Here is a 14,080-nt window from a genome sequence, read left to right as displayed (position 1 = left end):
CTTGTATATTGATATCTTGATACTATCGCAACTGATGAACGGGCCCAAGCACGGCTACGAAATTAAGAAAAACGTCCTCATTATGCTCGGTAAATCCAACTCCATCAATAATAACTATTTATATCCGGCATTAAAGCGGTTTGAGGAAGCAGGCATCATCACCAAGAGATTGGAGGCTCAGGAAAAACGGCCAAATCGCCATATTTATTCCATAACAGACCTGGGAAGGGAACTTTTCTATGAAATGCTTAATGAATTCCCTCCAGAGTATGCTGCCAACACCAATGAGGTTTTTAACCGGCTGGCCTTTTTTGATTTACTGGAGGATGCGAGCAAGAAAAAAATTCTTGGCTACCGTATAGAATATTTACAAGAACATATCAACTCACTTGAAAATCTGAATCAAACCATGACAGATACAGACTTCCTGCCATTTTCACCATACATCTATCATTATTCCAAGCGGCTGGCCGGCACAGAATTAGAATTTTTAATGGAGTTGGATTCTGCCCTGGAGCGGTCACAGGAATAAACCTGCAATGTTACCGGTTAGACGGCTAAATAATAAACACATAAAAGGCGGACATCCATGAAGCACTTTCTTTACCGGCATTATGGTAAATATGACAGGAATATAAGATTTACCAAAGCATCCTTTGTTATTAACGCTGCTGTCGGAACAGGCAAGCTTATATTGGGATTTTATTTGCTATCCGCATGGTTTAGTTTAAACGGGATCTATTATCTGTTACTATGCTTAGCAAGAAAGATAGCATTAACTAAGTATGAAGCAGCGAAAGAACTGAATGAGCCGGAGGAACGCTATAAATTGGCTCACTCCTTTTTAAGAACAAGCGGTTTTTTTCTTGTTCTTCTTGGGGCTATCTACTTTTTTATCAGCAATAGCCTTTATCTTTACGGTGATTCCATTATTTACGACGGATACCTTGCCTTTCTGGTCGCGTTAATAGCATTTCTTAAGCTTAGCTTTGCTATCTATGGAACCATTGCAACAAGCCGGCAGAGAAACCCGCTCGCCCTGGGCTTGAAACTGCTTAATTTCGCGGATGCGCTTGTTTCTATTGTCTTTACGCAATACATCCTGCTCGTTTTTACCGAATCAGAAAAATCTGTAGAGAGCAGCGCTGCCTTAGGTATGTTTGTCAGTGCCGTATTATTTATAACAGGCGTTATTGTATTTTTCAGAAAAAGCAATCTGTTTTTGAATGACGTTGAGTGACCGAGATCCTCAAGCTGATTAAGGATAACAGAAGCCCGATATCATAATCTGACTCTGCTGTCATGCAAGCTTCGTCTTCACCTTTCTCCACGGCAGCAGCTGACAGAATTTCGAAATAATATAATAGACTTTGCATGCTGTATCTCCTCCTGTTTGCACTAAGCAATCTTTTTCGATGGAACCACTATCGTAAGTCCCTGCGGAACAATCTCGATATTCTCCATTGAGCTTTTACGCATCTCCCCGTCAATACCGATATGAGCTGCATTTGCATCAAATTGAGTGATGCTTACCTTTTTAGTTTTGAAATACAGAACATCCGGATGTTCAATATGCGTACCCTTTTTTATATCCAATAGAAGCTGCATCGTGTTTAAAAACGAACTTTTCTTTATAACGAGCACATGTAGATACCCGTCATCCATTTTTGCATCCGGAACGATTCCTTCTCGTCCGCCTACCACAGAAGAATTAGTTATCAGGTAAAGCAATGCTTCTTGCTCGTTACTCAGTTCACCGCTCTCGATCTTAATATGAGTACCTTGAAATATCTTTGTAAGCTTAGGAACAGCCGATAAATAGTACGCTTTCTCACCAAACATATTTTTTAAATACTGATTTGTAGTATAGCTAATTGTATTTATTGCCCCACCTGCCAGAACATAATGAAAATACTCATCTCCGGCTAATCCGAGATCAATTTTTTTTGGTATGCATTCCATCCAACATCTCGCAAAATGCCTCCGCTGTGTACGGCAAACTCAAGCAGTGTCCGAAATCATTAACCGTCCCTGTGGGAAGATAGGCAACAGCTTTGTCAATTCCAAGGTGCTTAATAGAATTAACAGCATAGTGAAGTGTTCCGTCACCACCAGCTACTACAATGACATCGCAATGATCGAAAAATGCTTTTTCAAGCGGCTTACTCGTCAGGGAGGTATAGAAAATATCTTCCCGGCCTAACGTATGCTCTCTTTTCAAACGGTTAGTTACTTCCGCAACGACACTCCGCGCCTTAACATGTCCCGATACAGGGTTTATAATCATTTTTAGTCTCATATATTATCGAAGCTCCCTTCACCTTATAATTGATTTATCTCAATAAATGTTATGTGTATCTTTGTTATATTTTCATCTTACAGTAATGATAGCTGGTCAACATCGTCCAAAAGGGCGCCTGCTTTCTGCCCTTTCGGGCAGCCCTTAGGACAAAATGAAAAGCCCTGCATCGCAGGACTTTTACAAGTACAAATTATTTTAATTGACATCATCCGGTAATTGCAGAAGATAGCTATTCGACATCTCCAGCAGACGCTGTGCTGCTTCAAACTGCTTCTCGGTTGATCCGCCCGGTCTACTTTCATTATCCTCTAAGCTGTAATTTTCTCCATCCGCATAATCATTCCCAGTGACATAAATACTCTGATCGTTAACGAAAGAGCCTGTCGGTAAGAAATGTCTGATGGGAAGCACATTTCGATCCTGGTTAAACAAATCCTGACCAAAATGCAGCTGGTCCTCTACAGATATACCTAACAGATTGGCAACCGTCGGAAGAATATCCACCTGCCCCCCGGTGCCGCTCATAATCGGAGGCAACTGTCCGCCAGGGGAGTGAACAATTAAGGGAATGTTGAACATATCGGTATACCCGTATTCATGCCCGATTAGTGCGCTTAGCTGCTCCTTTTCTTCTAAACTGAGCGTATACATCGGAATTCCCTGATGATCCCCGTAGAATATGATCACGCTATCCTCCCACAGCCCGCTGGACTTTAAGTCTTCCAAGAATAAGCCCATAGCATAATCCGCATAATTTTGCGCTCTGATATAGTCTCCGAGCAGCGTATCTTCATAACTTTGAGGTAGCTGCATCTTGTATTTCTCCTCCGGAATATGAAAAGGGTGATGAGCGCTCATGGAAATGACCATCGCATAGAATGGCTGCTGCTCAGCATCTAGCTTGGACAACTCATGTGCTGTCTTGCTGAACAATACCTCGTCAGAGGCTCCAAAGGCAATATGATCCTCGCCACCATAAAAAGGCTGGTCGTAATATTGTGTGAAGCCAATCGCTTTATATAATGCGGTACGATTCCAGAATTCTACACTGTTCGTATGAAAAGTTGAGGTAAAGTAGCCGTTGTCCCCCAACAGGCGCGGCAGACTTGGTAGCCTCTTATTCATATAATCTGAAGAAGTTGCCGGTTTGTTCTCAGGCGCATAAAAGGATGTGTTGACAACAAACTCGGCGTCCGAGGTCGTACCTTGACCCGCATTGGTATAAAAGTTGTTAAAGTACGTCTCCTCTTTAACCAGTTTGTTCAGATTCGGCGTTACTTCCTGTCCGTTAATAGTCAATCCGATCAGAAAATTCTGGAACGATTCCATTTGGACAACGATAAGATTGTTACCCTTGTTCATTCCCCAATACTTCCGATTTCCCGGGATTTCTATACCCTTCCATTTGTTCACAGCTTGCTGTGTTATTTCTTCAGAATCGATTAATGCTTCCTTTTCAGTTGTATCCGCAATAACCGTGTACAGCTCATAGCCAAGAATGCCCATTCCTTCAGCTTTTTTATGTTCATTCATGCTGGCATGATGTGGCCAAATATTGAAGGTACAGAGTCCGAGAGAGATTGCTGTCAAAGGAATTAGGACCTTACGATTCATGCGGATCGACGTGTTCGACATCCAACCCTTAATGTACTTTGGACGGATGACAAGCAAACAAAAGAACACAATATCCACAAAAACAAACAAATAATAAGGTGCAATCAGTGAATAGGTGCTTTCGCCCACATTTGCAACCTTCTTCACCTGTCTTAGAGCATGATAGGTAGCTATGACTCCATAATATTTGTAGTACATCAGGACGGCAAAATAGATCAGTGTGATCGAGAGATTTGCAATCATATAGTAAAGAACCTTGCGTTTTCCAGAAAACCACTCAATTAGACAGAATACGATTATAAAAATAGGGACTTCTGTAAGAATCATACTCCAATTGAGAGCGTTATTAAATACGACATACCAGGCTACTGCACTCTTCAGGAGCAGGATAAAGCTGAATAGCAAAATAGGCTTGTTTTTTAAACCCCTCAATTTGTTCATGTTAGCCGTTCCTTTACATTATCTTGCGATTTGACACAGATGCACCATCTGACTCAGATTCCCCACCCTTCTTGGAGTACTCTTTCATGATGGTCTCCCCTTCAATATCGAAGTTGGGTAGAATTCTATCAAGCCATTTCGGGAAGTACCAAGCCGATTTGCCCATTAATGTCATTACAGCAGGCACAATGGCTAACCGAACTACAAAGGCATCAAATAAAACGCCCACAGCTAAGGCCAGACCCATTTGTTTGATCGTTGGGTCATGCGAGAAGATAAATCCTGAAAATACCGATATCATGATTAGCCCAGCCGCCGTTACGACAGCCCCATTTTCCTTCAAACCTGCATGAATTGCTTTCTTGGCATCGCCGGTGTGCGCAAATTCTTCACGCATTCTGCTGACCAGGAATACCTCGTAATCCATGGATAGACCAAACAGAATACCGATACATAAGACAGGCAACAAGAATAAGATTGCGCTTGAACCCGGGAAGCCAAACACATCAAGGAAATTACCATCCTGTACAATAAATACGGTGAAACCTAAGGTTGCGCCAATCGAAAGCACGAATCCGAGCACAGCCTTTAAGGGTACGAGAATGGATCTAAAGACAACCATCATTAGTACAAAGGCAAACGCTACGATTAGAATAGCAAAGGTTGGCATGGCACTCATGATTTGGTCAGAGATATCAATATTAACGGCTGTAGCTCCTGTCACCAGAATCTCCATATTCCCGCTGTCAGAAAGATCCCTGATCTCGTTTACAAGATCTTTGGTTTCCTGTGCATTCGGTCCATCTTCCGGCGTGACACTCAGTAGAAATAGTTCATTCGTTTGGTTCGGCATTGCAGGGGTGGCACTTTTCACATGATCCAGTTCGTTTATAGTTTCGGACAATGCATTCAGGTTTTCTGCAGAAGCCGCTTCCTGATTTGCAGGTTCAGCAATTACGACTAACGTAGAATGGAATCCTGCCCCATAAGCATCCGATAACATATCGAACCCTTGTTTCTCCGACGTTTCATATTGTTTATTCCCATCGTCCGGAAGGCCAAGATTTAAATGAAAGAACGGAGTAGCAATTACCGCCAGTAAAGCGATGCCGACTACAGCAACGATCAATGGATTTTTCGTTACGAATCTGCTCCAGGCATTGGTATCGGATTCTTTTTTCTTGTTTGCCCGCGTCAGCATGGCGATCAACCGGTTGCTCTTCTCGGGTCTGATGCGATGTCCCATAATTCCCAAGACCGCGGGTACAACCACTACGGCTACAATGATCGACATCAAAACAACTACAGCGGTCGCGATTCCCATGGTGGTCATAAAGGGAATGTCCACAACCATAAGACCCAGAAGCGCGATGATTACCGTTAATCCGGCAAAGATTACTGCATTACCAGCCGTACCGTTTGCGATCGCAATCGATTCTTGAACGGAAAATCCTTTTTTCAATTGTTGTTTGAACCGTGAGAAGATAAACAGGGAGTAATCAATTCCGACGGCAATTCCGAGCATTCCTGCCAAAGTGAGGGAGATCGAGGAGATATCGAAAAAGTTAGTTCCCAGCAAGATTAACAATACCCCGATACCAACACCGATCAGGGCCATAAGGATCGGCATTCCTGCAACAAGCAAGGAAGCAAAGGTAATGGCTAAAATAACATAGGCTAATATGACGCCCATAATCTCGCCAGGGCCTCCGCCCGCTTCCGTCTGTTCAAACTTTACAGTTCCGCTAAGTCCGGTCTCGATTCCTTTATCACGTGTTATCGCTAAACTGTCTTCTACTTTATCCTTAGATTCTTGTGAAACCTTATCTGCGGCAGAATTATACGTCACGACTGCATAGCCGATTTGTTTATCCGGATTGATGTTCGCCAGCTCGTATGGAGACGCAACCGAAGCTACTGCCTCATCTTCTTGAATCTTCGTAAGCAGCTCGCTAATGCTCGTTTTATTACCAGCTGAGTCTAAGGCTTCGTTATCCGGAGCTTTGAACACGATTTTTACTTGCCCGTCCTGTTCACCGCCTGTGAATTTTTCAGCTAAAATCTTCATGGCTTTTTCTGACTCTGTACCGGGGATAGATACATCCTCTTGGAACGCTGTTCCCATACTAAAGATCAATCCGCCCAATACAGCCATAAGCAATATAAATGCTACTATCACCTTTTTACTGTTGGAGCCTGCATAGCGTCCTAAACTAAATAACATCTTTGCCATTCTTCTCTCTCCTCCAATGCTCTCTACGACTAAGGTCGCCGACATTTAATGTTTTATCATGTCCTTATCGTACAGCTTGAAAGAAAAGGGCACATCGTCCGAATGGGCAGCCGTTACTTGCCCTTTTGGGCAAAATAGGGCATAAACAGCACTATATGCCGTTTGAGCCCTTTATTGCGTAGTATACCGTTATGCCCTCTCAGGCAGTTTTTTCTGATTTACGAAATAGCTGAAACCTACGCTTCTCGGAGTTCTACGGCTGAGTAAGCCGGCAAGACAGGAAGACAAATAGACTTGCTTAAATCCATAGCGCTCTGTTAGTTTTATCTTTGTGTATTCCCCATGATCAGCTGCCATCGTTTGCGAGACCAGAGTCATTTCGCGTTGTAATTCACCAGAAGCACTACTGGAATGAACTTGCATATCTTTCAGAATACAAATGTCCTGATCCGTTTGGCTACGGTTAAAGGATTTAAATCGTATCTGCATCTGCTGTTTTAGCTTTAGCGGACTAATGATTCGATTATTTAAGCCATATACTTCTCCTGCCGTGTTTGCAAGCTTTATCTTGTCCAAAATAAGCTCTTCATTTAAGTTCTTTCTGCTGTTATTAAGTAACTGAAGTAAAGCTTTCATTGATCCTGCTTTCGGGACACTGACAGCAGCCTTGACTACCATCAAGCCCGTTCCACTTGAAAAGGCATACGAATCCATTACTGTAACATCTCCGTTAGAAAAAAATAATGCCGCCTGCATTGCATTCTTGTAGGATTTAGATATTTCAGCAGACATACTAATAAACAAAACCTTCTCTTTCTGCTCAATAACGGATTTAAAAAGATCATAAAAATCTTTAACCGAAGGAGCTGCAATGCCAGGCATCATACCTCTTTCCAGGACATGGCGGTAAATATCTTCAGTCTGAATATCTTCATTGTGCTTGTAAATATTGTTATTGCCAAAGACAACATAAACAGGAATAACTCGGATACCCAATCGTTTTTTCAGTTCTTCAGGAAGCGTGGTCATACTATCCGTAAATACACGCACATTTTTCATAAGAAGCCTCCTCCTTCTATTCCGTTAGTAAGCATCCTAAAATTCAATGAAAACAACTTTAAATAGTCCGATATATTTGGTATTGTCCGCGGTCGTGAAAATAGAATAAAACAGTTTATTTTTTCTTTCTGTTGTTGATGCTAGCATTGGTTTACTGATTAGATTCGTAAAGCTTGTTATAAAGCCGTTTTTAATCCCTTCATGTACACCCGAACGGTTTAATTTATACTCTGCGAAATCTTCCTTGTCCGGATTATACAATGCAAGCAATGCAAACAAGATGGCACATAGAATAAGAAGCTTATTGTTATTATTTATCCTTCTATTGTCCTCATTGAATTGCGGATTAAACATTCCAACCCTCCTCGAATACACAGCCGTGAAGAAGAATAAGCATTCATCGCGACGTTTGTTTTAGCTCCAGTCGAAGTCTGTTCTGAGCGTTATCAATCATTGAATGAATGATTTCGGTAACGCCTGAAATAATCAAATAACCTGACATAAAAAAGATATACGTAACTTCAAGATTATTGGCTGTCACCCACGAAACAATTCCGAGCAGAAATGACAAAATAGAGTTAGGCAACAGTATCCAGTTCTTCCTCTTTATGTTCACCGATTTCAGATAATGATTAAAGTTCAGATACGCATTAAATACAAACCCTAAGCTGAGCAGGAGATGTGTAGATACAGAAAAGGCATCCCCCTTCAATAAAATCATTGATGACAGTCCCAATAGAGCAAAATAAAGTTTGGAAGTATGCTTCCAGACAGGCATGTGATTTTTAACTTTTTTAAGATGACGGATATATTTGTACACAGAGAATGAAAAAAAAGAAAAAAAGAATAAGGCTCCGAGTATTCTAAAAGTAAATTCGGGTTTCTGCATAAAAAACATTCCAAGAAGCGTGGTACATGCCCCTTTTATCATTGAACTCGTTCTAAGAAGAGCAAAATAATCAATTTTGCGGCAGCCTGTAATCACAGATTTGAAAAATGTTGATATAGCTTCCTTCGTCTTCACATCTGACCTGCCTAATGCCAGCAATATCGCTTCAAAACCGTCGACGCCGCCGCTTGTCAGATCTACCACTAAACTTGCACCGCCTGCTCCCAGGGCATCAAACAAGTCATTGGTAAATGTCTTTCTTTGCTCAAAATCAACATGTTCAATCCAGTTATCAACCATCTCATTAATCAGTTTGCAGCGTGGAGTCAAATCATCCTTTCGCACAAAGGCGCTGCCTTCCACCTCCCAGGTCATGGGATGATGTTGCATTAATCCTGTTGCCGAGCTTTCAATGATATATCGGGAAGTGTCGGTTGACGCAAACAGCATTCCGATCACACTGAACTCTGGTATAATTTGAAGCGTTCGGTCTTGTATTTTCTTCATATTTTCTGCCCAGGGAAGATCCTCGCAGAAGCCTGGACCATCATTGTTATAGATTTCAAGAATCTGCTCTCTAGCGGATTCTCCGCACATCATTGAGGCATACATCGCGAGATTTCCGCCTTTTGAATGCCCGCCTACCCTATATCTGTTCACACCAGGAACAATAACGGATTCAAGATAAGCCAGCGCCGATTGCTGGGCGGACACTGTTTGAAAGCTTATCGTAAAGTCCTCTCTCCATCCCAAGATAGAATTGTCTGTCCCGCGATATGCAATATAATTCGTATCATCTTCCAGTTCAATTAACAATGCAGAAAACTGCATCATTCTGGCATCATCCATAATATCAATGAAATTGGATAGCCTTGCATTTTTGAACCGCTCCGATTGTGCCATTTCTTTAAGCAGCGCGTGGTCTATAATCGACAGGCGCTTCAAACGTTCGGCATTTTTCTCATGCTGATGATTAAAATATAATTCAGAAGCTTCTGTTACCGTTATAGACTTGTCCTGACCTAATTCGGGTACAATTCCCTCCAGATCAAAGTAGGATAATGCAGACAATATTAAATTATCCACTTCATTAAAAGGCCGCTCCTTCAAACTTAGATCCCCGCGCCACTTTAAATAAGACAGGATATTCCCCATACATGCACCTCAATATTTTGAGCTTATTAAGAAAGTGATTAATCCCACAGCCTGACATCAATAACAACGGCTGCAGGCTATCTGCGCATGCAGCCGTTATCTTGATTCATCCTTGTATTTTATTGAATGGCTTCATAGAAATCCGTAGCAGATTGTGTGGTGTGCTGATATTTTTTCTCCACTTCCTTCATCACTTCCTCACCTTCAACATCCAGATTCGGCAGAAGGCGGTCCAGCCACTTCGGCAGGTACCAGGCTGATTTGCCCAGCAATGTCATCACACCCGGGACAATAAGCAGACGCACGATAAAGGCGTCAAACAATACCCCGAATAGAAGCGCAAAACTCATAACTTTAATACTTGGATCGGTTGTCATCATAAATCCGGCAAATACCGAGATCATAATCAGACCTGCCGCCGTAACGACACCGCCGCTGTGACGGATTCCGGCAAGCACTGATTTTTTGGCATCCCCGTTCTTTTTGAAGTCTTCACGCATCCGGCTGACCAGGAAGACCTCATAGTCCATTGCCAGACCAAACAGAATACCTACAACCATGATAGGGAGAAAGTTAAGTACAAGGGATTCTCCGCTGAAGCCGAACAGATTCTGGAAATGACCGTCCTGCACAACATAAGTTATGAATCCCAAAGTAGCTCCAAGAGAGAGAACAAAACCAAGAACCGCTTTGATCGGAACCAAAATCGAACGAAACACCATAACTAACAGAACAAATGCCAGACCTACTATGATTAGGCAAAATTCAGGCAATGCCTCATTAAGCTTCTGGGAGATGTCTATATTAATGGCTGTGCTGCCGGTGACACTCAGCTCCACATGGTTCTGTTGTGCAATTTCCGCTGCATGACTGCGAATCGTCTTGACCAAATCCACCGTTTCAATATCTGCATGTCCGGTAGCCGGGATAACATTGATCAATGAAACATTTCCCGAAGCACCTGTTACAGCCGGAGTAACGGTGCCGATGTTCGGATAGGTTTTGAGCTGCTCTACCGTCTTGGCCAGATTAGCTTCAGCTTCCGGACTGCCGTCTGTCTTGGCAAGAATCATTAGCGGATTATGATAACCGATACCGTAAGCCTCTGACATCAGATCATATGCCCGGCGCTCGGTCATAGTTGTCGACTTTAGCCCATCGTCCATAGTCCCAGTCTCCATATGCATAAATGGAACGGATAAGATTGCGAGCAGTGCAGTACCCAAGAGGACAGTCAACCAAGGACGTGCCGTAACCAGTCTTCCCCATTTATCTCCGCGATTCTTCTTTTTGAGATGAGTAACGCTTCTTTCAGAACGCTTAGCCCGCTTGGCCTTGATTAATCCGCCCATAGCGGAGAGAACCGCAGGAACTGTGATAATTGCAATTAAGACAGCTACCAGAATACATAGTGCAGCAGCCAGCCCCATTGCCGTAAGGAACGGAATACCTACAACACTCATCCCGGCAAGACCGATAATCACTGTAACTCCGGCAAATACGACTGCGCTCCCTGCCGTGCCGTTGGCAATTGCAATGGCTTCTCTCCGCTCAAAGCCCTGGGCCAGTTGCTGACGGTATCTGGAAATAATGAACAGCGCGTAATCTATGCCTACTGCCAGACCAATCATGCTGGCAAGCGATAAGGCGAATGAAGGGGTCTCTAAGAAGTTGGAGCCCATTATGATCAGCATAACACCTGTTCCCAGACCAATAACTGCTGTCAGAATTGGAATAATCCCTGTCAGGAACGATCCGAAAGCAAAGGTGAGAACAACAAGAGCTATCAGGACGCCGATACCTTCAGTAGCTCCACCGATCTCCATTGATACATAACCGTTTCCGGTTACTTCCGCCTGCAGGCCGGCATTCCGTAAACCTTCAGCCGCTTCCAGCACATATTCCTTCGAGACCTCTGTAACCTCAACACCTGGACGATAAGTAATCGTGGCATAACCGATAGTGCCATCGGCATTCAATGATTGATTATCATAAGGACTGACAACTGATGATACCTCAGGGTCCATCGCCACTTCCTTAAGCTCGGCGGAAATCAGCTGCTTGTTTGCCTCTGATGATAAGGTTTCATTATCCTTCGCTTTCATTACCAGCTGAGTTTCCTTGCCTTGGCCGTTCATGGAAGGGAATTCCTGATACATTCGTCCCATTGTCTGGATTGATTCCAGACCAGGAATCGTCGTTTCTTCGTTAAGCTTCGGCCCCATGGACATCGCCACTATCGAAGAAATCAGCATGACCGCTATCGTTCCCAGAATTACCTTGATTCGATTCTTGGCTGACCAGAAGCCCAGCCGATATAACAATTTAGCCATAACAGTATCGTCTCCTCTTATCTGTATCTTTGATCTTCTCTTAGGATACAGCAGCCATAAGTGGACAACATCGTCCGAAAGGGCAGCAGCATTCTGCCCTTTCGGGCTGCCCTGATACAGTTAGAACATGAAAATTTAATATATTTCCAGATCAAACATAAAAAAAGCATGCAGGATATTCATCCCACATGCCGGCAACATAAAATTATAGATTTAGCAGCCCACGCTCCAATGCAGCAGCAACGGCCTGTGACCGGGAGTCTACCCCCAGCTTATTATAAATACTGGTCAAATGGGCTTTGACCGTACGTTCTCCAATAGCCAGATCATAAGCAATTTCTTTACTCTTAAAGCCCTTTGCCACACACTGCAGAATATACGTTTCTTTGTCGCTCAGCAGAGCTGCTTCCGCTTTCAGCGGGAGCTCAGCCAGCTGGGTCTTGGCAGCAATAACACGCTCCATAATCTCTGCCGACAACAGCGTATCCCCACGTACAGCAGACTCAATGCTCCGGAACAGATTGTCGCGGTTTGTGTCCTTCAGCAGATAACCCTTGGCCCCCAAAGCCAATCCTTTGATCATAAGCTCATCTTCATTGTAGGTTGTCAGGATGATGACCGGGATCGTGATTCCTTCACTCTTCAGCTCCTGCATCGCATCCAGACCGCCCATAACCGGCATATTCAGATCCATCAGGATGACGTCAGGCTGAAGCGTCTTGAGCAGCTGGAGCGCCTGCTGACCGTTCTCGGCTTCGCCAATCACTTGAAACTGCTCACTTGTCTCCAGAATGAGCTTGAGTCCTTCGCGGACTACAAAATGGTCATCGACAAGCATGATTTGACAAGTGTTCATCTCTGTGCCCCTTCATTATGTGGTATGGATAACGTTATCGTCGTGCCTTGCCCACTGCTGGATATTTCCATCTCTCCGCCGATTAGCCTTGCCCGCTCCTGAATACCGAGCAGTCCGTAATGGCCGGGCTCCTTCCCGATTGCTTCTGTATCAAAGCCCCTTCCATTATCAATAAGCCTGATCTGCAGCCTGTCCCTATCGCCATAAACCTTAATCTTTACCATGCTTGCACGGGCATGACGGGCAATATTGGTGAGACTCTCTTTAATGATATGGATACTATGCTCCATAACGACCCGCGACAGCCGCTTGTTCCACTCAATATCAGTGATCATCTGAATACCGGTCGCTTCCCTGAAATGCTGCGCTTCATCCTCTATGCTCTCTTTGAAATCCAGCTCGGGTGCCGATTTCAGCCGCAGATTATCTATTGCCGTGCGCGCCTCCGCCAGCGTTCGACGGGCTTGCTGCATGGATAGCCTAATGATCTCCTGGGAACGTTCCGTATTGCCCTTTGTTAAATGTGCGTCAGCAGCTTCGAGCTGCATAATCAGTCCGGCGACTCCCTGTGCCAGAGTGTCGTGCAAATCACGGGCCATTCTCTGCCGCTCATTTGAAAGTGTAAGCTCTTCTACCTTCCGGTGCGCCTCCTGCAGATCACTCAAGAAGCTTTGTACTCTGAGCCTTTCCTGCACTTGACGGAAGAACGTAATAGCATATGCAATTACAATGATTAGCATCAGTACAAAGATAGGCAGGAAAATCAGCAGTTCACCTGTATCGTCAACAGTCAGAGCAGAATCAAAAAAGATGATGATGCTTATTAGTGAGACAAAGACGACTCTCCTGAAGCGAAAAGAAAAGCCTAAGCTTTGGGCAATGAGTACCGGAAGCAGTCCGATCAGCACCGCCTGATACCCGCCCGGCATCAGGATGGCACACAAGTAAATCAGAGTCCCCTGGATAGAAAAATAAATCCAGAATTGTTTCGGCGTAACCCGGTACGATACCCAATGGAGCAGAGCATGGATCGTGAACAAGCCGGTAAATATAACACCGGGCAGAATTAAGGGGTCCTCTAGAAACTGCAGGACAATGCTTCCAGCGTATACAAGCGTTAACCAGATCAGTACGGGTACTCTCGTGGAAAACATCTCATTAATAACCTCAAGTCCATCCTTCTTCTCCCTCAACAGAA

Annotated in this window: 12 protein-coding genes; 2 read left to right on the top strand and 10 right to left on the bottom strand. The window is 43.8% G+C overall.

Annotated elements, in window-relative coordinates; all coding sequences use genetic code 11:
• The first annotated feature begins 1 nt into the window (after position 1).
• Positions 2–532: a PadR family transcriptional regulator gene (locus tag R70723_RS11555; RefSeq protein WP_039872147.1), complete on the top strand. Its 531-nt coding sequence runs from the start codon at positions 2–4 to the stop codon at positions 530–532.
• Between the two features lie 57 nt (positions 533–589).
• Entirely contained in the window at positions 590–1,240 is a 651-nt protein-coding gene (locus R70723_RS11550; protein ID WP_039872144.1) for a hypothetical protein, read from the top strand.
• 158 nt (positions 1,241–1,398) lie between these two features.
• On the opposite strand, the gene R70723_RS11545 is transcribed toward R70723_RS11550, so the two are convergent.
• From R70723_RS11545 to R70723_RS11500, 10 genes are all read right to left on the bottom strand, one after another.
• The gene (locus tag R70723_RS11545) at positions 1,399–1,962 is read right to left on the bottom strand and encodes a diacylglycerol/lipid kinase family protein (protein ID WP_039872143.1); all 564 of its coding nucleotides are present in this window, start codon (positions 1,960–1,962) and stop codon (positions 1,399–1,401) included.
• A complete protein-coding gene (locus tag R70723_RS11540; protein ID WP_039872142.1) occupies positions 1,937–2,299 on the bottom strand; it encodes an acylglycerol kinase family protein in 363 nt (120 codons plus the stop codon). The genes R70723_RS11545 and R70723_RS11540 overlap by 26 nt, the downstream gene beginning before the upstream one ends.
• A 198-nt stretch (positions 2,300–2,497) precedes the next feature.
• Positions 2,498–4,357, bottom strand: a complete 1,860-nt coding sequence (locus R70723_RS11535; RefSeq protein ID WP_039872141.1) for an LTA synthase family protein — start codon at positions 4,355–4,357, stop codon at positions 2,498–2,500.
• A gap of 13 nt (positions 4,358–4,370) precedes the next feature.
• Positions 4,371–6,590 (bottom strand): MMPL family transporter, encoded by a 2,220-nt coding sequence (locus R70723_RS11530; protein ID WP_039872140.1) that lies wholly within the window; start codon positions 6,588–6,590, stop codon positions 4,371–4,373.
• Positions 6,591–6,779: 189 nt separating this feature from the next.
• On the bottom strand, positions 6,780–7,649 hold the full coding sequence (locus tag R70723_RS11525; protein WP_039872139.1) for a DegV family protein: 870 nt from the start codon (positions 7,647–7,649) through the stop codon (positions 6,780–6,782).
• Positions 7,650–7,685: 36 nt separating this feature from the next.
• Positions 7,686–8,003, bottom strand: a complete 318-nt coding sequence (locus R70723_RS11520) for a hypothetical protein (RefSeq protein ID WP_039872138.1) — start codon at positions 8,001–8,003, stop codon at positions 7,686–7,688.
• Positions 8,004–8,046: 43 nt separating this feature from the next.
• On the bottom strand, positions 8,047–9,693 hold the full coding sequence (locus R70723_RS11515; protein WP_052421277.1) for an Mbeg1-like protein: 1,647 nt from the start codon (positions 9,691–9,693) through the stop codon (positions 8,047–8,049).
• 119 nt (positions 9,694–9,812) lie between these two features.
• A complete protein-coding gene (locus R70723_RS11510; protein WP_039872137.1) occupies positions 9,813–12,026 on the bottom strand; it encodes an MMPL family transporter in 2,214 nt (737 codons plus the stop codon).
• Positions 12,027–12,231: 205 nt separating this feature from the next.
• Entirely contained in the window at positions 12,232–12,882 is a 651-nt protein-coding gene (locus R70723_RS11505) for a response regulator (protein WP_039872136.1), read from the bottom strand.
• Positions 12,879–14,075: a sensor histidine kinase gene (locus R70723_RS11500; protein ID WP_052421276.1), complete on the bottom strand. Its 1,197-nt coding sequence runs from the start codon at positions 14,073–14,075 to the stop codon at positions 12,879–12,881. The genes R70723_RS11505 and R70723_RS11500 overlap by 4 nt, the downstream gene beginning before the upstream one ends.
• Positions 14,076–14,080: the final 5 nt, after the last annotated feature.

The sequence above is a fragment of the Paenibacillus sp. FSL R7-0273 genome, from assembly GCF_000758625.1.
GTDB lineage: Bacteria > Bacillota > Bacilli > Paenibacillales > Paenibacillaceae > Paenibacillus_AQ.
This window is presented reverse-complemented; position numbering and strand designations above follow the sequence as displayed.